Raw genomic sequence first — 23019 nt, 5'->3', positions numbered from 1 at the left:
TTCTGTAGCTTAATTATAACCTGGATTTTGTACCATATTTGGATTGGTTCTCATCACATCAGTTGGTATAGGCATTAAAATAGCCGTAGATTTCCAAAGTGGTTTAGTTGCGGGAAGGACGTCATCTGCACGTGTTTTCCCAACTGTAACGGTACTTTTCCAACGTTTAAGATCAAACCAGCGATGTCCCCATTCTGCAAAGAACTCGACTCTTCTTTCCTGCTCCACCTGCAGCATTCCTGCTGCAATATTGCCTGGTAAAGTTACCGGTGCAAGGCCGGCGCGGTTACGGATCACATCCAGATCTTCTTTACCGGGTTGTAATTTGCCTTGTTGTATCCTTGCTTCTGCGCGGATCAGGTAGGCTTCTGCAAAACGCAACACCATAGAATATTCGGTTACAGCCGCATTTGTCCTGACTTTATATTTATAAGGATAAGTATGGGTGAGTGGCGGAACGGCTGTTGTTGTATAATTTCCTGTCCAGCTGGATTTTCTAAGATCATTAGGTTCAAAAGCAAATACAAGTCCATATTGCGGGTCCTTAGTTAATCTGTAAAAGGCCGTTGGAGCAGTTATACTTGCAGGCGTCATCGTAAAACCTTCCCAGGTGTTTCTATTTCCGGAAACATTGACCGGCTGTAACTGCCAAATGGCTTCTCTGCTGTTCTTCAGAAAAGTTCCGTTAATATTTTCCTTTGGTAAAAGATTGTAATTTGAATTCCCGATCACCTCACCAGCTTCTATTTCGGCCTGTGCATTATTGCCTGTATAAAGGTAGGCTCTGGCTAACAGTAAAGTTGCAGCGCCCTTGGTTGGCCGCGTACGTTCACCATTTGAAGGATAGTCTTTGGACATCAATGCCTTTGCGTCTACCAAATCTGTAATAATTGCCTGATACACTTCGGTGGCAGGTGTTTTTGGTAAATTGGTATTTTTAAGTACGTCTGTATCTTTAATCAGAGGCACATCGCCAAAAATATTCACCAGATAGAAATTACAAAAGGCGCGAACAAATTTTGCCTCACCCAATAACTGGTTTTTTACCGAAGTACTTAAGGTTGTTGATGCGGTTACACCTTCAATGATGGCATTAGAGCGATAGATATAATCGTAAGGCTGAGACCACACTTGTGAAATATATCTGTTACCTGGAGAAACTGTATTATTTTTAAATTCATCAAATTCGGCGAGTGTAGAGGCATAGGTAAAATCATCGGCGGACATAGAGCCCAAAAACATGGTAATGATATTTGCAAAGTAATAATTGTAGGCATTCATATCAGAATAAACCCCAACCATAGCTGCAGTAGCCGTTTTATCATTCACAAAAACACTGCTTTGTGCAAGTTCCGTTCTTGACGGGTCTACATCTACATATTTTTTGCAGGAGCTTGCTGCAGTTAATATGCTGATTAGAAATATATATTTAATAGCTTTCATCGTGTAAATTTTTAGGATTAGAATGACATTTGTAGCCCAGCTGTGTATGCAGTGAGCGGAGGAAGAGCAAAGCCCTTGGTCTCTGGATCATAACCATTATATTTTGTAATCGTAAAAAGGTTCTGTCCCTGTATATATACCGTAAAGTTGTTCACTTTTAGGTTCTTAAACAGCGGTGCAAGGTTATACCGTAGTGATACATTCTTCAAACGGATAAAAGATGCATCGCCCCAGTTGGCGCTGGATAACCTCCATTGATTATAAGCAGTATAGGCTGCGCCAGTGGTAGTCGTTGCAATTGGAATATCGGTGATCTGTCCAGGTGTGGTCCAGCTGTTTAACGCACTGATATCCTTATTTACCCTTACCCCATAAGGAGAAGACTGATAACCATAGTTAAGTAACGGACCTTCTTGTTTTACAAATTGAAAGAAGAAATCGAGGCTCCAGTTTTTATAACTGAAACTGTTCTGTATACCCCCATAGAATTTCGGAGTGGTTGTCCCTAATATATATAAATCATCCGGATCGGTTATACTCCCATTCCCATTTTTATCTTCAAATGTTGGAATTCCGTTTTGAGGATTAATTCCTGTTGATTTATACCCTGTAGTTACGTTAATAGGTTGTCCAATAAAATACTGGCTTGCATAGGCGGAATTTTCCAATCCAGGATACTTAAGCAATTTGTTCCTGGCTATGGTAAGATTAAAGGAAGTATTCCATTTGAAACGCTCTTTATTGAAATTGATTGTACTTAATTCAAACTCAAATCCATTGTTTTGCAATTCGGCAGGTAGATTGGCTACATAGGATGTAAAACCAGATTGAGAGGACAATACATACTCAATTAACATATTTCCTGATTTATTATGGTAATAGTCTGCAGTTAATAAGATCCTGTCTTTAAAAAATCCCAATTCTAAGGCAGCCTCAAACTTATGATTGACCTCCCATTGGTAATTTGGATTGGCAAAGCGCGTTGGATATAAAGTTCCGGAACCAGCATATGGGAAACTCGCAGCACTCCAGCTATCGTTATACTGATAATCACTAATTTGATCATTACCCACAGTTCCATAACTGCTTCTGATTTTACCGAAGCTCAGGAAAGTTAAATTGTCTTTGATAATAGATTCATTAGCAAACAGCCAGGCCGCACCTATGGCTCCAAAATTTCCAAATCTTTTACCCGGGCCAAAACGGGAAGACCCATCTCTTCTAAAAGTTCCATTGAGGATATATTTCTCATCCCAGTTGTAGGTGGCACGTCCAAAAACAGAAGTATATTTATAGTCAGAATAATTATAGGATTTTGACGTCATACTTACCGCAGCATTTGGATTGTTCAGCTGCTCATCACTCGGAAAGCCTTCTCCCTGGAGCCGCTGCCCTTCACTGATGCTCGATTGTATGGTTCCTCCTGCCAGTAACTTTAAATCGCCTTTATTTATTTTAAGTGTATAGTCCAATTGCGGTTCAACAATATAGGAATTGACGCTACTATTACCATAATAACCTAAACTTGCGGAATAGGAAAGCGGATTGAATGACTTCTCAGGATAGGTCTGGGTTTGCTTCATTGTCATTCTGTTATATCCTGCACTGACTTGAGCATTTAATCCTTCCAAGATGTTATATTTAGCTAATACATTGGTAGAAAGATTTTGACTGGTCGATAAATATTTACGCTCAAAAGAGGCTATAGGATTCTGGTCATTTATGGTTCTATAGTAATAGCCGTCATCTGGAGTATAAATAGGTATGTTAGGGGTAAGGTTATAATACTGGGCTGCATCCGTTGGAACAGATCTGTTCTGGTCACCAACGTATTTCGCGGACGCAGTGAAACTAAACTTATTATCCGTCGATTTATGGTTCAAATTAAAATTGGCTGCCCCCCTGCTATATCCCGTACTCGTTGGCAGAACTGTGGTCTCTCGTCGGTAAGTTCCGCTGAACAGAAAATTGGTTTGTTCAGATCCGCCAGATAGAGACGCTTGTGCTTCTGTAAGCTTTGCTGTATTTCCAATGAGTTTATCTTGCCAGTTATTATCGGTATTTTGATCCCAAAGGGTTAAATCCGGGGCATTATCCTGGTCCGGCGTTATTTTATCGTTCTTAAAAGCTTGTCTGCGCAAAGCCAAAAACTGCTGTGTATTTAACATCTCAATTTGATGGTTTACATAGGATATTCCGCTGTATACTCTTGTCTCAAGCGTTGTTTTACCACTCTTTCCTCTTTTTGTGGTAATTAATATAACCCCATTTGCAGCCCTTGACCCATAAATCGCAGTGGCATCTGCATCTTTAAGAATATCAATACGCTCAATATCTGATGGATTAATGCTATTTAAAGGACTTGTTGTACCGTTTGCCCCTGTAAATTGATCTAAGTTCTGTGAAACAAAGGGGACACCATCAACAATGTATAAAGGGGCGGTCCCACCATTAATGGAGTTTATACCCCGCAAAAGAACATTGTAGCTTGATCCTGGGTATCCTGTTGTTCCTGTAATATCCAGACCAGCAACCCTACCCTGCAGGGCAGAAAGCGGATCTGAAACGGGCTGGTTGGCGATATCCTTAGAAGTGATGGAAGTTACAGAACCCGTATTATTTCTTTTAGTGGTGGTACCATAACCAATCACCACCACCGCGTCCAGTGTGCCTACATCTGGCTTAAGGCTAATGGAAATAACCTGGCCAGCTTCCGCCTTATATTCCTGGGTTGCATAACCAATATAGCTGAACACCAGATAAGCGGTTTTATCGGAAACAGGGATAGAGAATTTACCTTCATTATTTGTAGTCACCACATTTGGCTGACCTTTTATCCTCACGGAAACACCGGGCATGGCAACCCCATTTTCATCTTTTACCGTACCGGTAATGCGCTGTTCCTGCGTCGAAGCAAGAGTTGTTTCCTTTTCAGTATCCTTATACAGGATAATGCTGTTGTTCATTTGCTTATACAGGATTCCGGTTCCCGACAGCAGCTGATCAAGCGTATAGCTTACGGAACGGACCTGCTCCGGCAAACTGACCTCTTTGAGGCCGCTGATCAGTTCTTTTTTATAGGCAAACCTGAAGTCTGTTTGCTGTTCAATTTTAGTTAGGGCGTCGCGTAAAGTACCTCTTTTTAACCCGATGGTAACTGTGACCTGATTTAGTGTCTGGGCTTTAGTTCCAGAAGAAGCCATAAGGCTGGTAACAGTGGTTAAAATGGTGATCAGTATAACTGCGTTAATCTTCATAAAAAAACTTATTTTTTTGAAATTAAACGTGTAATTCAAAGCCGGCACAGACCGGCTTGCATAACGAGTAGAATTGTAATACATTGCATTGGTTTTAGGTTGAACTGATAAGAAAATTTAAGACCATCTGCAGGTTCCGGTTGCCGCCGGAGCCTGCTTCATCTGGCTGAGGGCCCTATATTAAGGGGAATCTTTATTCTTCATTTTTGTTGGTTGGTTTAGGTTATATGGGATTTAACACCCATTTCCGTCAATCGTGACGATATTGTTTTTTAAAATAATTTTTGTGCCTGTAATATCACCGATCACGTTCAGGACCTGCGTGATTTCATTCCGGTTAAGAAAGGCTGCCGTGAATTTGCAGGATTTTACTTTTTCGCTATTGAAATGAACTTTAACAGCATAACGTTCTTCAATCAATTTTGCCGCATCTTCCAGGTTAATATCGTCCATGATCAGATCCTGTTTTTTCCATTCCACAACTTGTTCAGCGTTTACTTCTATTTTAGCAGGCACCTGGGTTTGGGTATTCCAGGCCAGTTGCTGGTTTGGTGTAAGAATAGCAAGAACCTTCTGGTCATCCTCCACTTTAACCCTTCCCCTGGTCACTGTAACGGTAACAGCACTACCTGATTGATACGCATTAATATTAAATGCTGTTCCCAAAACAGTGGTCTTGATCTTACCTGTATGAATGATAAAGGGTTGGGAAGAATTGTGTTTAACATCGAAATAAGCTTCTCCGGTTAGTGTAACCTCCCGGTTTTTTTGCCCTTCAAAACTATCCGGATATTCAAGTTTACTATCATTATTAAGCTGAACAGAACTACCATCAGGAAGTTTAATCCATTTATGTGAAGCCTGTTCTTTAACCGCCGGGATTTCTTTATGAGCAACCAGTTTGCCTTCAGGACTAAATCCCGACTTGAAATACCAAACTCCAACGCTTAAGGTCATGAGCAATACTGCAGCTGCAGATAACCATTTCCATGGTTTTGGATTGGATTGAACGTCAATTGGTTTCGAATGGATAGTCTCTTGAATTTTCAATAAAAGTTTGTCCTCTTCCAGACCGGGGGATAAAGAAGAGGAAAGAATAATCTCTTGTTCTCTTTCTTTCATTGCCTGTTGCCATTCCTCCTCATACCCTCCGTTGTTTAGAAGATCACGAACCTGTTCCATTTCAGATGAATCGCAATGGTTAGCAATAAAACGTACAAATAATTCTTTTATGGGCTTTTTCAATTTTTTTGTTCCTGTTTAATAGTATTACAATTAACAGGGGCATTACATGTACGCTAAACAGAAATAAATTTTGTTTTATTCAGAAAATCAGAAAAACAGCAGGAATACACCATTCCTTACCATAAATTCCTTGATGCTTTTAATGGCTTTAACCATCTGGCTATTCACTGTACTGTCTTTGATTCCGAGTTTTTCTGCGGCTTGCTTATACGAATAGCCATAATTTCGGCAGAGATCATAAATGAGCCTGCGCTGAGGAGGTAATTGTGCTATGGCTTTATTTATATACTCGTTGGTTTGTTTTCGTTCTGTATACTGTAAGCCATTTTCAGATTGGTGCACAGCGTGCTCAATGATTTCTTCTGTTACCCAACTTTCTCTCGAGGCCCTTTTGATCATATTCAATGCCCTGTTTCGTGCAATGGTAAATAAGAAAGGCTGTAAGGACCGGTCTGTTTGTACAAAAGTTGCAGATTCCCATAATTTAACAAATGTTTCCTGGACAATATCTTCGGCAAGCATGGAAGATTTCACTATACCAAGGACATACACATAGATTTTTTTTACATACAGGGCATACAGTTCAGAAAAAGCGGCTTCATTCTGATTCTTAAGTTTCTCCAACAATTGAAACTCTGTGGTATGGCTCACCTGCATAGACTACAAATCTAGTAGAATTTATTTGTAAATATTAGAAAGAGGAGCGCTCAATTATCGGTTAAATTAGAAATTTCAGATACAAATCCATTCATTTTCAATAATAAAACATAAATGTGACGTATTTTACCCTGCATTTTGTCATTCCTTCCCCTTTTATGTATTCTTTCTTTAGCGTAAATTTAGGGATATCAAATCAGATCAACTATGGAAAACTATAATTTAGACCATGACATCCCGGTGATGTACGTAACAGCCTCTTCTTTCCCCGAGGGGATTTGCGAAGCTCATGATCAACTGCATTCCCGCGTCCCTTTTTCGGGTGAAAGGCACTTTTTTGGAATTTCCAGACCCGAGGGCGGTCTTCATAACATTGTTTATAAAGCAGCAGCAGAGCAGCTAAATGAAAACGAGGCCGGGAAATACGACCTCGAATCACAGGTCATACCAAAAGGAATGTACCGCAGTATTTATATTTCAGATTATGCAAAAGATCCGCAGCAGATTGGACAGGCTTTTGAGCAGTTGCTGGATAACCTGTCCATTCTGGATCCAAATGGTTATTGCATCGAAATGTATATTGGAAAAGATGATGTTCGCTGCATGATCAGGTTAAATGCAAAAAATGGTGAGTTAAAGATGTAATTTCGAATAATAAATCTTAGACCGTCCATTTTCTTCTCTGATCCAGCCGAGCAGTATTCCCTTATTGGAGGAGATAAGCACAGCGTGATGGTCCGCTTGTTTGCCATCGGTAACTTCAATTGTTTTTTCTGTATTTCCATCTTTTAACACCCTCAAAATAATCTTTGCTGTACTGGCAGGCATCATATGCATATGCCCCATCGACATTCCTTCATGCTTCGAATGATCCATTTTCATAGGTTCTTCAGCCGGAGCATCTACAGGCTCTTCACAAACCATCGCTAGTTTCCCTCCAGGTAAGGAAAGCGTTTGAGGGTGCCGTCCTGTTCTCGTGATCAGATTTCGGTTTTGAAAATCACCACCAATAACTGAAGAGGCGTAGTATAATCCCGGATTTCCGCCAGCGGTAAACCAAACTGCATTGACTGTCTTATTCAGGACCGCTAGAGAAGGTCCTGAATGTGGACAACCTTCTATTTCCCAGTTGTCTTTACTGATGGTTTTTGCATCGCTAAAAGTCTTGCCATTATCGGTGGATAATTTATAAGCCATATCCCGGACTTGTTTTCCGGATAATGCAGAAGGAAACATAATGCTTCTGTAGGCCAGGTGTATTTGTCCTGCACTGTCAGAAAGGATGTCTGTTCTACAGCACTCACAGGTACCTTTATCCAGACAGGTATCTAATCCAAAACCTTTTCCTTTTTCAGTTCTGCTAAAGAATAGCGCAGAACCTTTAATGCTTTTCCCAAAACGTCCGTCCAACCAGATGGAAGCAACTTCTCCATCCTTCAATATGGCCAGATCAAAGAAACTACGACCGTAAGTATGAGAAGTATCCGAATGGAGAAAAGTCTCTTTCGTCCAGTTTTTACCGTTATCTGCTGACATGCTGTAGTAGATCGCTCCGGCGTACGGGTTCTTTTCCTGAGGAAAACGCTTGGAGAAAACGGTCATTATTGTTCCATCTGCCTTAAATGCTATTTTCCCCATGCTTTCTGCCGAAGTGTTACTTCCCGCCGAAGCGGGAACAGTAACCGGTATGCCAAATTTATCCTGCTGTTCATTATAGATAGCATACTTTAGTCTGTACAAAGAATCTTTGCTGTCCTGTTCTGTCCAGCAAAGTACTGGATTACCCTTATTATCTTTTGTAAAATAGGGACCTACAGCGCCAATACCGTCTGTATTTAAGGCCGTAGCAACCGGTGTTTCCGAATGTTCTTTACATCCGAAAAAAAAGGCGAAAGTGCTGATCAGTATAATGAATATCTTTTTCATAAAACTAGAATATATATTTAAGGTTTAAACCGCCATAACCATTCCTTTTTGGTGATGGATTAAAATAAGCCGGCTGTGCTCCTCCATAACCAACTGCATTTAGAGAAACAATGGAACTATAATTTTTATTTAAAATATTATCCAGGCCCGCATATAGATTTATCTCGAGGCATTTAATGAGTTGTTTTTTATAGCCAATTTTAGCATTAACCACCTGGTAAGCCGGATTATAGGCTGAATTTGCATCATTTAAAGGAAGTTGGTCGCTAAAGAAATAACTTCCGTAAAAATACAGACCAGTTCTGGTCTCCAGATCAATCCCCATGTTAACGACCCATGGTGAAATACCCGTGAGTTTATTTCCATCATAACTTGCAATAACCTGATTTTGGGCATTCAGGGTTTTATAGTCTTTAAACTTAAAATCAGAATAAGTCACTGCAACAAAAGGTCGCAGGCTGGTGATTTCTTTCTGATCTTCTGTCTTCAGCAATTGATAAGATAAAGATAATTCGGCTCCGTTATGTGTCGTTTTACCTGCGTTGTTATAAATGGTGATGCTCTGCTGTACAGACTGTGCAATCAGTTCTCCTTTCATATCCATTTTGAATAAGGCAAGGTCATACTCCAGCCTGGACTTCAACAAATTTCCTTTGGCATTGATCTCATAATTTACAGCTTTCTCTGCTTGCAATGTCGGATTGATTGACCCGTCTACATTTTTTATCTCTGAGCTTGAAGGCGGCGAAAAACCAGAACTTACACTGGCATGGAGGCTCAAAGCATCACTAAAGGTATGGCTCAGCGCAATTCTGGGTGTAGCCTGGGGATTAAATTTTTTAAGGCCACTCTGGCTGTTTTTTAAATAATCCTGTACATTGTAACTTAAACTATTATAACTGATCCCCAGCGTTAAAGTAGTTTGAAGATCCAGTTTCGTTTCCGATTGATAGAATATGGAATACTGTTTATTCTGGTAGTCAATATTAGAATTCATTGCGCCTTCCTTTCCATGGTTATTCACATATTGGGTACCCTTGGTAATGCCTTCATTATACTCCGCTCCAACTGTAAAGCGTGTAGGTAAAATTGAAAACTCCGGATCATAGGTAAACTTTGTTCTTCCACCATAGCTTTGATAATAATTACGAATATAGGCATAAGGCAGAGGGTGGTTCAGGTCATAGAAATAAGTAAAAACACTGGTACTGTTGGAAAACTGGTCGTTAAAACGATATTGTTGTCCCAGACCTATCCGTGTCCAGTTCTGGTATCTTCCAGCTGCCTTATCTAAATTGGTCGCATTGGCTTGCTGAGGATTAGCCGTCACCTGATCCGCTGTCAGGGATCCCGGAATTTGTGAATGTTGTGTAGTTCTGTTCAGCAGTAAGGTGATGATGCGCTTTTCACTAGGAAAAAGCTGAAAGTTACCTGTCAGAAAACGGCGCATATCATTACTATGTTCTCGGTAGCCGTTATATTCCTGCCATCCATAGGATACATAGCTGTTCACTTTATCGCCGCCGCTCCTGTAGGTAGTGGCTAAACGGTGTAAGCCATAAGCACCAACCAAACCTGATGCTTCAAGACTTTGCTCCTGGTAAGGTGCACGCTGTAACTGAAAATTAATTACCCCTGCTGTACCAGCGCCATAAATACTGGATGCGGGGCCTTTAATAACTTCTGCACGGCCAATACTGTTCACATCCAGTGCTTCGATACGGGTCGTACCATCCGCTTCTGTTACCGGGATTTCATTCACGTATACTTTTACACTGCGGATTCCGTAAGATGCACGCACACCATTTCCCCGAATAGAAATTCGCGCTTCAGAAAGCGTACTCTGATCCATTCTTACGCCTGGAATAGCATTTAAGGCTGGCTGCAGAGAAACGGCATTCCCTCTGTTGATGTCTTTTGAAGTGATCAGGGCAACACCGCCAGCAGTTTCCTTATTGGTCTTATCGCCATTGTATCCCGATACTCTAACCTCGTTCAGGCTTAGCCCATCAGCTTCGAGCTGAATGTTAAGGCCATTTTCATTGATATTAATTTTAACCAATTGAGCTTTATAGCCATTTAAAACCGTTTTAATCTGGTGATCTGGCTGCTCAGTTTGGATTTCGAAATAGCCTTTGGTATTGGATTGTGTAAGTTCCTGTCCTGTAGACGAAAAGATATGCACGCCTGCTAAAGGCTGTCGGGTTTGAGAGTCATAAATATAGCCTTTGACAGGCTGGTTTTGGGCCTGTAACTGGAGGGTCACCAATACAAATCCAATAGATAAAATAAAGTATCTGAATAAATACATGCTAAGAAAATTATAAGATCGACCAATCCTCTAGCCGCCATAAGGGCGGGCAGGATATGGCTATTTTGTTCTATTAAAAAAAGGACATGACTGTCCTGAAAGAAGAAAACTAAGCCTGTGGAGGATGAAATATAGCAGTTGAATGCCTCGGAAGGACAAAAGGAAGCTCTTCAGTATACAATACTTTAAGCAATTGAACCTGAAAATTAAAATTGGTTTTTTGTGTGATCAGAGCTTCCTGAAAATGATTTTTCTGAGATTCCCTGTTTTGGCTTTTTTCTTTTTCTTCAGCCTGTTTCAGTTTTTTCATCAGGTAACATTTTCCATTACAGTGCAACTGAGGTTTGTCCCTGTTCTCGCAAAGTTTAGAGGCAATGTAATTCCTGTTCAACTCAAAGCCTGCGTAAATGAACAGGCGGCTAAAGTTAGCCCCCAGCATAACAAAGATTAAAGAAAAGACAATCAGGCTCCTGAACATATTCGGGCGCAAAGGTAATGCTTAGATCCAATAATACAATATCATTTTTTCACAAGAGGCATACCAAGCACATCAACTGCAAAATGTTCTGTTTCCCGTTCTACAGCTGGTACGTCTTTAGACAACAGCGGCGAGGCAATTACATGGGCTCCAGCATTTGGAATAGCAACCTTTCTTTTCAATTTAGGGTCTGTTCCCAGTTCACCAAACATTTTTAGCATAGCCGGAACCCTGGTTGTAGGATCTTGATGGGTCGCATCTTTATAGTAATAAAGCATTAAAACTGGTTGTTTGACTTTTTCATAGGCTTCTGGAATGTTGGATGTCTCCATAAATTCTTCGAGCTGAGGCAAAGCTTCCAGCCGATACTGGCTGTACCAATACTGAAGTACTTTAGGATCGGTATCGTTTGTTTTTTTAGAGTATTTTCCTCCAATAAAATATCGGGCTATCTGCAGCCCCCATGGATCATTCATCATCCATGCCTTATCGTCATTAATCTCTATATTAGGTGAGTATAAAATAAGTCCATTAATCTCTGGATAGGTTGCTGCCAGTTTAAGTGCCAGTGTCCCCCCTGTGGAAGTGCCCATGATAATCACCTTTTTTCCAAGCTTTTTTCCAATGGCATAGGCTTCACGGCCGGAAGCCCATAAATTATCTGCGGTAAAATTAACCATAGCGTCTGGATCTTTAAGCCCATGTCCGGCCAAGCGGGCCAGGTAAAGGTTACAGCCAAACTTCTTTGCAAAGTTACGGTGCACAGGATCACCCTCACCTTCGCTGGCTGTAAATCCATGCAGGTAGACAACGGCATATTCCGTCTGCTCTTTTTTCGTTGAGTCAGCCCATACAATTCTTGCTTCATTATCTGGTTTGAGAGAAAGTTTAGATTCTTTACTGTTCACCAGTGAGTCTAACTGAGGCAGACCGGCCGGCAGAACAGGAAGGTCTTTGACATACACAGGTGTTTCGGGCCGGGGCCCAAGGAGGTATACAACAACCAAAATGACAAAAATACTGGTTAAGGTGATCAGTATTCGTTTGATCCAAAGCATAATGTTATGATTTAAATCAAAAATAGCTTTTCCTGTTTGATATTTTGCACAATTTCAAAGAATCAATTTTGATATCAGCATCATTTAATTATGTTTGTTTCACAGTTAACCTCAATAAGCTAGTTTAAACATCTATCTCATCTAAATTATGAATCAACAAAAACCTTCAAATGCCTTTATTGGCGCATCCTGGGCAGCCCTTATTGTTGGGTTTGCCGCTTACAACATCGGGCTTTATAATGCCACAATGCAACTGAATGAAAAAGGATATTATTTTACAATTCTAATGTTCGGTGTGTTTGCCGCTATATCTGTGCAAAAATGTGTACGTGACCGTCTGGAAGGAATTCCAGTGACCAGTATCTATTACGGCATCAGCTGGTTTTGCACCATTCTCTGTCTGGTACTTTTAACCGTAGGTCTGTGGAATGCGACCTTAGCTTTAAGTGAAAAAGGATTTTACGCAATGTCTTTTGTTCTGACCATTTTTTCTGCAATTGCCGTACAGAAAAACACGCGGGACAGCATTGGCGGAGATGCTCCTAAAGCCTCGCAAGACTAATAACAAGAGAGAGGTCTGGAATCAGGCCTCTCAGTTAAAATTGAATACCATCTAAAATGATTAAAGAATTTTTAAAATCATTTCAAATCCTAACTCTTTCTGAAATAGAAAATTTCGATACTGTTCTGATTAAAAGGACACTAAAAAAGGGAGATTTTTTTATTAATGAAGGTAAATTAAGTAAGGAAGTCGCCTTTATCAATAGTGGTATATTGAGGTCATTTTTCACACCGGAATCCGGAGAGGAGATCACCTATTGCATTACCTTTCCAGGGAGTCTAATGGCCGCCTATTCTGCATTTATTACTGGACTTCCAACAGTAGAAAACATACAGGCAGTAGCAGACTCAGAGTTATTGATTATCCAAAAAAAAGAGGTAGATAAGTTATTGGAAACAAGCCCTAACTGGATCAAATTTTTTAAAATAATTGCCGAACAACAGTATCTGGAACTTGAAAAAAGATTGTTTCTTTTTCAAAAAGAAAAAGCGAAAAAGAGATACGCAGATCTCCTGGAAAACCAACCTGGTTATATCCAACAGATACCACTGCAATATCTTGCCTCCTATCTTGGAATTACTCCCCGTCATCTGAGCCGTTTAAGAAGAGAAATCCATTTATAGACAAATGTCCTGTAGCTCGGGCAAAGGAGCCGATACCTTTGTCCTGACAATAAAATCAGGACAAGATGACAAATTCCAATAAGAAAAACATATTAATTATAAACGGTCATCCCAATAGGGATAGTTTCAACTTTGCCCTGGCTAAAGCTTACAAAGAAGCTGCAATACTAAAAGGCGCATCAGTTGCAGAGATAAATATTGCGGATCTTCATTTTAATCCTAATCTTCAATTTGGATATACTAAACGCATGGATTTGGAGCCAGATTTACTTGAAAGTCTGGAAAAAATAAGACAGGCAGACCACCTTGTCTGGGTGCATCCGGTGTGGTGGGGTGGCCTTCCTGCAATGATGAAAGGGTTTATCGATCGTTTATTTCTTCCGGGTCTGACCTATAAATACAAAGACAATTCTGTTTGGTGGGATAAACTCCTGACCGGAAAAACAGCCAGGATCATTACCACCATTGATCAGCCAGCCTGGTATTACCGTTTTGTCTATGGAAACTCAGGCATCAATCAGCTCAAAAAAAGCACTTTAGAATTCTGCGGAATTAAGCCTGTGAAAGTAACTACGATCGGAGTTATCAAAACTTCTGATAACGAAAAAAGAGAACAATGGTTAAACAAGATGACCGAATTAGGCGGTAAACATTTATAATTTTTCTAACACTATGCCCAGAGTAAAAATACAACGTAAATCATTATCTATTGATATGACTGCGATGACCGATGTAGCGTTTCTGTTGCTTACCTTTTTTATCTTAACAGCCACTGCAAAACAACCAGATCCCTTAGAGATCAAATTACCTTCTTCAACGTATAAAATAAAGGTTCCTGATAAAGACATCGCCATACTCACCATTGGGAAAGGGAAAGTATTCTTTGAGGCTACCGGACAGGACATCAGAACAGCAACATTAGAGAAAATGGCTGCACAATATAAAATAGAATTCAGTGTGGAAGAGAAAAAAAGATTTAGTTTAATTGGTTCGTTAGGAGTTCCTCTTCAAAACCTCAAATCATTTATCAAAATGGATGCCGCCCAAAGAAAATCTTCTGGACTAGAAACTGGTATTCCTGTAGATTCCACAAATAACCAACTTGCAGACTGGATCCTTCATTCCAGGCAGGCTGTTGCCGAATTACATGGCACGGCAATGCGGGTCAGCATCAAGGGAGACGCAAAAGAGGGATATTCTTCCGTAAAAAAAATCGTCGATATCCTTCAAAAGCAGAAGATCAATAAATTCAGCTTGGTTACAACAGGCGAAGCCATTAGATGATCCTAGCTTTTCAAGTGTTCTTTTAAAAAAGAAAGGGGATTATAGAAACGCAGATCCAATTGACTTTTGTTCATTGTAAGCCAGCTTGCGCAGCCATAATCATCAAAGTTTTTCCGGATCTCCAGGTGCAAATGATGATAATCACCACCATACTTCTTTGACTCCTGAGTTGTAAATAAACGGGCAATTTTTGTATGTTCATCCAACTGTTGCCCGTTTTTCACATAAACTTCCTTTAAATGTTTATACGAACTAAATATGATTTTCCCATCCGGAAGCCTATGTTTCACTACAACTGTACGCTGGTTCTCTCCTAAATGCACAGAACATACCGTTCCACTTGCAATCGGATAAACCCCAACATATTTATCTTTTGGGCTCGCAGGATTCATATCAATTGCAGTATGTATATGGCCTTTAAAGAAACTATCTCTATGGTCGCCAAAAATGCTAATGACCTTTACTTGTCTGATGTCTTTACGATTGGTTGTTTCAAAAGGCAAAAACCAACCGCTAACTGCCTTTACAGGAACAACGTCGGAATAATAAGGTTTCCACCTGTCTTTATCTTTATCAATTGTCGGGATATTTTGTTGTAAGCCAAAAAGAAGAAATCCCAATAAAGCAGTTCTGATCATCATAATTTATTTTAAGATTTACTTCTTTCCACGTTTCGCAATCTCAAAGCTTCCTTTTTAGAAAGTATAACCGCTTTAAAAACGACAGGGTCTAAAGGCAGATCATCCTTGTTTGTCGCAACACCATTAATTTCATCAGCTACGTTCATCCCTTCTACAACCTCTCCAAATACAGTATAGTCCTGGTCAAGATGCGGAGTCCCTCCTGTAGTTTTATATATTTCCCTTTGTTTTTTAGAAAATTTTATCCCTTTCTTCGCCTCAATGGCATCTAATTGTGCGTCTGTTTGCTTTTTACCAGCAACCAGATAGATCTGGGATAAATAGGAGCTCTTCTCCGGATTATCGTTTCTTCCTGCACCAAGGGCTCCTTTTTTATGAAAAAGACCTGGTTTAATCTCTGCAGCCAGGCGCTTTGGTGCGTTTTCTGGGTGTTGTTTCTCGCGGTCCAGAATCACCTCATCCAGTTCACCCCCCTGACTAACAAAGGATTTAATTACTCTGTTGAAGGCAGCCTCGTTATAGGTTCCATCTTTAATGGCCTGTAAAAACATATCCCGGTGCTTAGGCGTTTGATCATACAGCATCAGGGTAATATCCCCTTTACTGGTCACCAGTCTTACAAAAGTCGATTGGGCTTTCAGCGACCAGATAAAGAGCATAAAGATGAAAGAGAGTGCAAGTGTTTTCATGATTCTGATTTAGAGTAACAATAGTTGGAAATACTAATATAACAGTCTTGCTTTATTTTTTCCACAGCTTATATAACTTAATCTTATATTTAGCCCCCATAGATTATAATCCTTTAAAAAACACAGGAATGAACAACTGGTTTAAGCACAACAGCCTCCACTTCATTATCATTGCCCTATTCTTAGCCATTTGCTTTGTCTACTTTAATCCAGTCTTCGAGGGAAAAACACTCGGTCAGAATGACGTGACCAGGGCACAATCCACGCAAACAGAAATCAATGCTTACAAAGCAAAAGGAACAACTATACTTTGGACCAACCAGATTCACGGAGGAATGCCAACTTATCAGATATGGGCACCTTATAAGTCTAATTTGACTTCCTGGATCGTCAACGCGATTAACTATACTTTTCCAAAACCAGCTGGCATTGTTATTATCTTATTACTTGGCGCCTATTTACTGTTCTGTGTCCTTAAACTTAATCCCTGGCTGGCAGCAGCAGGTGCTATTGCTTTTACTTTTTCTTCTTATAATATAATTCTATTGGTAGCCGGTCATGCCAATCAGGCTTTTGCTATCGCCTTTTTTGCACCTGTCCTTGCGGGTATCCTTTTGGCATTCAGAGGCAGACATCTTACCGGAGCAGCATTAACCGCTTTATTCCTTGCCATGGAAATCAGGGCGAACCATATTCAAATGACTTATTATCTGTTGCTGGCATTGCTGGTGCTGGTTGGCATTGAACTTTATCATGCCATTAAGCAAAAAACAATGGCTAATTTCGGAAAAGCCATGGGATATCTGGCAGTCGCAACTTTACTTGCCGTGGCGGTAAATGCATCTACTCTATGGAGCACTTATGAATACGGAAAAGACTCCATACGGGGCAAATCCAACCTGACGACAACGAAGGAACCAAGTAATGGACTGGATAAAGAGTATGCTTATCAATGGAGCCAGGGATTGGGCGAAAGCATTACCTTTCTTGTTCCAAATGCCTATGGTGGCAGTACCAGAGGTTCACAAAATAAAGATTCAAATGTAATCAAAGCCCTAACAGGAGTAGGTGCAGATCCGGAGCAAGCGCAATATATTGCCAATGCAATGCCAATGTACTGGGGAGACAAGCCCTTTACAGAAGGTCCCTTCTATTTTGGGGCAGCCATTTGTTTCCTATTTGTACTTGGCTTGTTTATCGTTAAAAATCATCTAAAATGGTGGTTACTAGCAACCGTTATTCTCACCCTGTTCTTATCTTTTGGTAAAAACTGGCCACTGGTTTCTGATCTTTTCTTCGATTACTTCCCCTTGTACAACAAATTCAGATCCGTTGAATCTATACTTGCGGTAGCAGGCTTATGTTTCCCTATACTGGCTCTGCTTGCCGTTAACGAAATCATCATTAATAAAAACAAAACTGAACTGTTCAGGAAAACCAAGATAGCTTTTTATATCGCCGGAGGGCTGAGTCTGATCATTGCTATCGTTCCCGGCTTACTGCTTTCCTTTAAAAGCAACAGTCACGAGCAGTTTATCGGCCAATTGTCACAGATGCTGAAAATTGATGCTTCTACAGCCAATTCCTTTGGTAATGCTTTAGTTGAAGACAGAACTGCCGCTGCCAAGGCAGATGCGCTCCGTTCTTTGCTTTTTATTATTGTCGCATTTGGACTCTTGTGGGCCTATTTAAAAGATAAATTGAATGCAACACTTCTATCTGCGGGTTTTCTTGTTCTGGTTACTATAGATATGTGGACAGTGGATAAACGCTATCTTAATCAGGATAGCTTCGTATCTAAACAGGATATTGAACAACCCAAGCCAAGAACTGTTGATGAAATCATTTTAAAAGACAAAGATCCTGATTATAAAGTAATTGATCTAACTGAGAATATTTTGAGCGATGCCACTACCCCGTATTTTCACAAATCTATTGGCGGTTATTCAGCTGCCCGCTTAAAACGTTTTGATGAACTGGTGCAGGCTCAATTCACTAAAGGAATAAATCCTGGTGTACTGAGCATGCTCAATACTAAATACCTCATCCACAACAATCCGGAAACCAAAATTCCTGATGTACAGGTTAATCCCGACGCTTGTGGACATGCCTGGTTTGTTAAAAACATTAAATACGTACAAAATCCGGATCAGGAAATGCAGGAGTTAAATGACTTTAATCCTAAAGAGCTTGCTATTGTCAATGAAAAATACAAATCCCTGATTACAAGCCCTGCTACGGGAACAGTTCCCGGTGATCAGATTGAACTGACAAGTTATGCCCCTGATCATATGATCTATAAAAGCAATAGTTCCAAACCTCAGGTGGCTGTCTTCTCAGAAATCTATTACGATAAGGGATGGAAAATGCTAGTTGACGGGCAGGAAAAACCCTATTTTAGTGCAGACTACCTCTTACGGGCAGCGCAGCTTCCTGCAGGAAGCCATAAAATTGAGTTCGTTTTTCATCCTGCTTCCTATTACACCGGAGAAAAGATCTCTTTAGCGGGTTCTGTATTACTTGTGCTGGCATTAGGTGCCTCTCTATATTCAGAAAAGAAATCCAGAAAAACCATTAAGGCTTAATTCACCCAAAAATATTTTCACCGTATTCTTTGTTACGAGTAAATTTTTAAGGAATGTAAACCAAAACTGTTTATTGCCGTTATAGTAAAGATTGATGAAGTGAAATCGTCATCAATCTTTACTATAATTCTATACTGATGAAGAAACTCCTTGTTTTTGATCTTGATGGTACACTTGCAGAAAGTAAAGCTGCATTGGATGAAGAAATGGCAACACTCTTTAGTAAATTATTGAATATTGCTGATGTAGCAGTAATATCGGGGGGAGACTGGCCGCAATTCGAAAAACAGGTTATATCCCGTTTACCCCCGAGGAGCAATCTCGACAACCTATCTATCTTGCCTACTTGCGGAACAAAGTTCTATCAGCACCGCTCCTCCGGCTGGAAGAAATTATATGCAGAAGATTTTACAGATATAGAGAAGCAAAAAATCATCAGTGCCCTGGATCAAGCCCTGCAGCAATCAGGCTTTAAAGCCACGCAAACCTGGGGCGAACAAATAGAAGACCGGGGAAGCCAAATCACCTTTTCAGCACTTGGACAGCAAGCCCCTCTTGAGCCCAAAAAAGCCTGGGATCCTGACTTTGCCAAACGGCAGAAAATAAAAATAATGCTCGATCAGCTGATTCCGGAGTTTTCGGTAAGACTTGGTGGTGCCACTTCTATCGATGTAACCAAACCCGGAATCGATAAAGCTTACGGAATGTATAAACTGAGGGATATTTTGAATATTTCTATAGAAGAAATGCTGTTTATGGGCGATGCCCTATTTGAGGGAGGAAATGACCATCCGGCACGTACAACCGGGGCAGATTGCATTCAGGTAAAAGATCCGGAAGAAACCAAAAGAGTAGTTGAAGCCATCATTGCCTGTCTCGGATCTGCTAAAACAGAAATTTCCTACGGCAATTAAAAATAATAAACCGGCATGATCAGAAAATTATCCCTCTCTATGCCGGCTTATTTTTAACAAAAATATTTTTATTGAACGACTTTAATCTCTACTCTTCTATTCACTGCTTTACCTTCATCTGTACTATTAGAAGCAATTGGTTTAGTGGCACCAAAACCTTTTACAGTAAAATTAGAGGCGCTGATACCTGCATTTACCAGGTAGGACTTTACCGCATTAGCTCTATCAACAGATAAAGACATATTGTGCTCGGGTGTGCCTTCAGCAGATGAATTTCCGTTCAAAATGAATTTCACAGAAGAATCTTTTCTCATTTCTGCAACAGCATGATCCAAGGCCTGAATCGACTCAGTTTTCAGAACGTCTGAATTGAATTCAAACTGGATATTGCTGAAGTTATAATTTGGTTTTTCAACTTCGGCTGGTTTTTCTGGTTCCTGAGCAGGGGGTTCAGGTTTCTTTTCTTCCGGCGGCGGTGTTTGTGCAACCGGGGCAGGAGCTGGTTTTGCTATCGCCTTCTTTGTTTTACAGGAATACATCGTTAAGGATAATGATCCCATAACGGCTAGTAATACTAGGGTTCTTGAAATTTTCATTTGTGTTTATTTGTGTTATTTGTTGTGTTCTTTTGGTATATAAAATTATACGCAAAATATAAAAATGTATCTATAGTGATACCATTTATAACGAAATATTTAACACGAACTTATATGCACATCAGTTTTTTATCTGTGGTGAGTAAAAATACTACATATTACGAAGGTCAACAGCATTTATAGACCTTTAGCTTTTTAGTCCAATGACGACATTCCAAACATTAGTACCAGTTTATTGTCCAGATAGAGGTTTAAAGTTTGATCTGCAACATCATATCTGAAGGTTTTATCAGACATTAATTTCAACAGATCACCTTCCAGCTTATTCTTGCGCTCATCAGCACAAGCCATTAAAGTACTACCTATTTGTTTAAAGGTGATTGTTGTCGCCGTCTTCTCAAATCCTCCAAAGAAATTATTACAGCCTGCGTACCCATTAAAACGAGCTTTATCTGCATCGAATATTAGAAAAGCAGGAGAATTTTCCTGTGTTATACCGTTTAGCTGGATCAGATTCCATTTATGTTTGGACACGAAACTCCATACCCCATCTTCTTTAACTGGTTTCGTCTGTACCTTATATTTTTTAAGAACCTTCTTTAGTTTATATTGGTACGCGGATGCATCCGCTGGAACATTTATTCTCTTTGTTCTCTGTACCTGCAATACATAACGATAGCCTGGCTTATATTTAAAACCCTCAATCTGGTCATAAAAAAGCTCCCAATTTTTGCTGTTTTTATATTTCACCTGATAGCAGGTCTGCGGCGCCACCCCCGTGCAACTGGCCCGATCTTCTTTCACCACCAGTTTGATGATATCCGCATGAGCATATAGGTTAAGCCCGAATAACAAAATAAATATTAATATTAATTTAAGAGCTGAATTTTTTAATAGCTGTTTCATATTGTATGTGTGTTTACCTTAATGATGCCCATTAGGCGATTTTTCCATAAAAGCACAAAAAAGAAGCCAGACCAAGTGTTTGTCAATAGAAATAAAAAAGCGAAACACATCCTCCAATGTGCTCCGCTATCTAAATTAACGCTCTTGAGTATATAAACGTCTTCAAATGCATTTTAGTTTACAAATGATAAAAAAAGTTGATGAAAATTAAAATTGTACAATTATTCCAACCATCAGAAATGGCTATAAATGTCAATTTAAATCTATTTTAACATTTTATTTGCAAAAGCTGAACTTTTAGTTACTTTTGCCACCCAAGCCACACGGGGGATTAGCTCAGCTGGCTAGAGCGCTTGCCTGGCAGGCAAGAGGTCAGCGGTTCGACTCCGCTATTCTCCACCCATTGAAAGCTTCAGAAAACCTGAAGCTTTCTTTTTAAGACAAGTTGGGGGGATACCAGAGTGGCCAAATGGGACAGACTGTAACTCTGTTGTCGCAAGACTTCGAAGGTTCGAATCCTTCTCCCCCCACTCTAACAAAGTCCATCCAGTAATACTGGGTGGACTTTTTGTTACGGCGCAGGGAACTAATCAATTGGAATATACATATCCAGTATAAATTTACGGTCGGGATGTGTCCTATAATCGTTGCGGTAGATCTCAAAACAATTCCTTTCGGTTGTCTTATATCCGTTCTTATTCATCCAAATAAATAAACTGCTCCAGGTCTTTCCCAAATCTTCTCCTGCAACTTCAAAGTGCCCGACAATAAACTTTCCTTTTTCAATCTTTGCAGCATCAATTTCTCCTTCGCTTCTAATAGGTTCTTCAACAGCAATACAAGCACTCATCCTTACTTTATCGGGAGCTGTAACTTTAAAGCTATCATGATAAATTGTCAACATTTTCACTTCAGGCTGATCTAACAAGCCTTTTGCTCTGGCCCATTTCAAGAGCTTTTCATAAGTAGAGTCTAAATAAAGGTGACCAATGTGAGAGATACAAGCTACATGCAGAACAGGCATTTCTTTAATTTCAATATTTGCATTCATTTCATTCCAAATTTTATGATTATTGATATTGCAAATATCTTTTTCAAATTCAACTGTTATTTGCCCATTCTTGCTTTCTGTTTTACTAATCTTGCTAAATTGATCAGGAACCTTATTTCTAAATGCAGTAGGACTTAGACCATAATATTTTTTAAATGCCCTGGTAAAGGAAGAGTTACTGTTAAAACCATACTTTAAATACAAATCCGTTATGGATACTTCCTTTCTTCTCATTAAAACAGAAGCGGCTTTCTCAATCCTTTTACGAATAATATAAACATTCAAGGTTTCATGAATAACTTCTTTAAATAAGCGGTGAAAATGAAATGGGGAATAACTGGCAACCTCTGCTACTCGTTCAAGAGAGAGCGGTTCATCCAGATGATTGTTGATAAAGTTAACAGCAATATTGATTCTCGCAATATGATCAGGGTGGATATACTGGTTTTCAGAAACACTCATTGATGATAAAATTACAAATAACCACAAGAAAACTGATGACTAATTTCATTATTAACACTTTATCCACATTCATACAAACCCAGAAAACATAACATAATAAACTGATAGTCAAATCAAAAGCAATAAAAACACATCACCGTATAACAGTAATTAAACACAAAAACCACAACGTTACAAACATATATCAATGGATCGATAATCAAGATTAAGCTTATACCTTAATCTGAAGTTATCCACATTTTGAATGTTAATAATAGAACATTGGTGGAAAACTTCATAGCTAAGCCCCAACAATAGACCCCATTTTTAAGAAGGTGAACCTTAGCCCTAA

At 39.7% G+C, this 23019-nt stretch carries 20 protein-coding genes and 2 tRNA genes; 9 read left to right on the top strand and 13 right to left on the bottom strand.

All coding sequences use genetic code 11. The features are described 5' to 3' along the window. Window positions 1-9: 9 nt before the first annotated feature. The 4 genes from R2S08_RS17195 to R2S08_RS17180 all read right to left on the bottom strand — a co-directional run bounded on the left by R2S08_RS17195 (window position 10) and on the right by R2S08_RS17180 (window position 6602). Window positions 10-1443 (bottom strand): RagB/SusD family nutrient uptake outer membrane protein, encoded by a 1434-nt coding sequence (locus tag R2S08_RS17195; RefSeq protein ID WP_316836294.1) that lies wholly within the window; start codon window positions 1441-1443, stop codon window positions 10-12. Window positions 1444-1460: 17 nt separating this feature from the next. Further along, entirely contained in the window at window positions 1461-4700 is a 3240-nt protein-coding gene (locus R2S08_RS17190) for a TonB-dependent receptor (protein WP_316836293.1), read from the bottom strand. A 234-nt stretch (window positions 4701-4934) separates the two neighbouring features. After that, window positions 4935-5945: a FecR family protein gene (locus tag R2S08_RS17185; RefSeq protein WP_316836292.1), complete on the bottom strand. Its 1011-nt coding sequence runs from the start codon at window positions 5943-5945 to the stop codon at window positions 4935-4937. A gap of 87 nt (window positions 5946-6032) precedes the next feature. Then, window positions 6033-6602 (bottom strand): RNA polymerase sigma-70 factor, encoded by a 570-nt coding sequence (locus R2S08_RS17180; RefSeq protein ID WP_316836291.1) that lies wholly within the window; start codon window positions 6600-6602, stop codon window positions 6033-6035. A 207-nt stretch (window positions 6603-6809) separates the two neighbouring features. Here R2S08_RS17180 and R2S08_RS17175 point away from each other — a divergent pair, with 207 nt between their 5' ends. After that, a complete protein-coding gene (locus R2S08_RS17175) occupies window positions 6810-7247 on the top strand; it encodes a transcriptional regulator (protein WP_316836290.1) in 438 nt (145 codons plus the stop codon). Here R2S08_RS17175 and R2S08_RS17170 read toward each other — a convergent pair. The 4 genes from R2S08_RS17170 to R2S08_RS17155 all read right to left on the bottom strand — a co-directional run bounded on the left by R2S08_RS17170 (window position 7236) and on the right by R2S08_RS17155 (window position 12375). Beyond that, a complete protein-coding gene (locus R2S08_RS17170; protein WP_316836289.1) occupies window positions 7236-8528 on the bottom strand; it encodes a sialidase family protein in 1293 nt (430 codons plus the stop codon). The genes R2S08_RS17175 and R2S08_RS17170 overlap by 12 nt on opposite strands. A 4-nt stretch (window positions 8529-8532) precedes the next feature. Further along, complete coding sequence (locus R2S08_RS17165) at window positions 8533-10839, bottom strand: TonB-dependent receptor (RefSeq protein WP_316836288.1); 2307 nt, start codon at window positions 10837-10839, stop codon at window positions 8533-8535. A gap of 109 nt (window positions 10840-10948) precedes the next feature. After that, complete coding sequence (locus R2S08_RS17160; RefSeq protein ID WP_316836287.1) at window positions 10949-11317, bottom strand: hypothetical protein; 369 nt, start codon at window positions 11315-11317, stop codon at window positions 10949-10951. A gap of 41 nt (window positions 11318-11358) precedes the next feature. Further along, entirely contained in the window at window positions 11359-12375 is a 1017-nt protein-coding gene (locus R2S08_RS17155; RefSeq protein ID WP_316836286.1) for an alpha/beta hydrolase, read from the bottom strand. Between the two features lie 148 nt (window positions 12376-12523). On the opposite strand from R2S08_RS17155, the gene yiaA reads away from it, so the two are divergent. The 4 genes from yiaA (at window position 12524) to R2S08_RS17135 (ending at window position 14844) form a co-directional block, all read left to right on the top strand. Further along, window positions 12524-12937 (top strand): inner membrane protein YiaA, encoded by a 414-nt coding sequence (gene yiaA, locus R2S08_RS17150; protein WP_316836285.1) that lies wholly within the window; start codon window positions 12524-12526, stop codon window positions 12935-12937. 56 nt (window positions 12938-12993) lie between these two features. After that, window positions 12994-13560, top strand: coding sequence for a Crp/Fnr family transcriptional regulator (locus tag R2S08_RS17145; RefSeq protein WP_316836284.1), 567 nt, complete (start codon window positions 12994-12996; stop codon window positions 13558-13560). Window positions 13561-13625: 65 nt separating this feature from the next. Continuing rightward, the gene (locus R2S08_RS17140; protein ID WP_316836283.1) at window positions 13626-14219 is read left to right on the top strand and encodes an NAD(P)H-dependent oxidoreductase; all 594 of its coding nucleotides are present in this window, start codon (window positions 13626-13628) and stop codon (window positions 14217-14219) included. A 13-nt stretch (window positions 14220-14232) separates the two neighbouring features. Beyond that, the gene (locus R2S08_RS17135; protein WP_316836282.1) at window positions 14233-14844 is read left to right on the top strand and encodes a biopolymer transporter ExbD; all 612 of its coding nucleotides are present in this window, start codon (window positions 14233-14235) and stop codon (window positions 14842-14844) included. Between the two features lie 2 nt (window positions 14845-14846). Here the strand turns inward: R2S08_RS17135 and R2S08_RS17130 are convergent, their stop codons facing one another. Continuing rightward, window positions 14847-15485 (bottom strand): M23 family metallopeptidase, encoded by a 639-nt coding sequence (locus R2S08_RS17130; RefSeq protein ID WP_316836281.1) that lies wholly within the window; start codon window positions 15483-15485, stop codon window positions 14847-14849. Between the two features lie 8 nt (window positions 15486-15493). Next, window positions 15494-16174 (bottom strand): peptidylprolyl isomerase, encoded by a 681-nt coding sequence (locus R2S08_RS17125; RefSeq protein WP_316836280.1) that lies wholly within the window; start codon window positions 16172-16174, stop codon window positions 15494-15496. Between the two features lie 128 nt (window positions 16175-16302). Here R2S08_RS17125 and R2S08_RS17120 point away from each other — a divergent pair, with 128 nt between their 5' ends. Continuing rightward, window positions 16303-18759 (top strand): YfhO family protein, encoded by a 2457-nt coding sequence (locus R2S08_RS17120; protein WP_316836279.1) that lies wholly within the window; start codon window positions 16303-16305, stop codon window positions 18757-18759. A gap of 137 nt (window positions 18760-18896) precedes the next feature. Beyond that, window positions 18897-19673, top strand: coding sequence for an HAD-IIB family hydrolase (locus R2S08_RS17115; RefSeq protein WP_316836278.1), 777 nt, complete (start codon window positions 18897-18899; stop codon window positions 19671-19673). 68 nt (window positions 19674-19741) lie between these two features. On the opposite strand, the gene R2S08_RS17110 is transcribed toward R2S08_RS17115, so the two are convergent. Together R2S08_RS17110 and R2S08_RS17105 are read right to left on the bottom strand one after the other, a co-directional pair. Further along, complete coding sequence (locus R2S08_RS17110; protein WP_316836277.1) at window positions 19742-20269, bottom strand: OmpA family protein; 528 nt, start codon at window positions 20267-20269, stop codon at window positions 19742-19744. A 195-nt stretch (window positions 20270-20464) separates the two neighbouring features. Continuing rightward, window positions 20465-21175 carry a DUF4377 domain-containing protein gene (locus tag R2S08_RS17105; protein WP_316836276.1) on the bottom strand — a complete coding sequence of 237 codons (711 nt, stop codon included), beginning with the start codon at window positions 21173-21175 and terminating at the stop codon, window positions 20465-20467. A gap of 325 nt (window positions 21176-21500) precedes the next feature. On the opposite strand from R2S08_RS17105, the gene R2S08_RS17100 reads away from it, so the two are divergent. Together R2S08_RS17100 and R2S08_RS17095 are read left to right on the top strand one after the other, a co-directional pair. Continuing rightward, a tRNA-Ala gene (locus tag R2S08_RS17100) sits at window positions 21501-21574 on the top strand. 48 nt (window positions 21575-21622) lie between these two features. After that, window positions 21623-21705 (top strand) — tRNA-Tyr (locus R2S08_RS17095). Between the two features lie 56 nt (window positions 21706-21761). On the opposite strand, the gene R2S08_RS17090 is transcribed toward R2S08_RS17095, so the two are convergent. Beyond that, window positions 21762-22688 (bottom strand): GyrI-like domain-containing protein, encoded by a 927-nt coding sequence (locus R2S08_RS17090; protein WP_316836275.1) that lies wholly within the window; start codon window positions 22686-22688, stop codon window positions 21762-21764. Between the last annotated feature and the right edge of the window lie 331 nt (window positions 22689-23019).

Origin of the sequence: Pedobacter nutrimenti (assembly GCF_032678445.1) — a bacterium.
Classification (GTDB): Bacteria; Bacteroidota; Bacteroidia; order Sphingobacteriales; family Sphingobacteriaceae; genus Pedobacter; species Pedobacter nutrimenti_A.
This window is presented reverse-complemented; position numbering and strand designations above follow the sequence as displayed.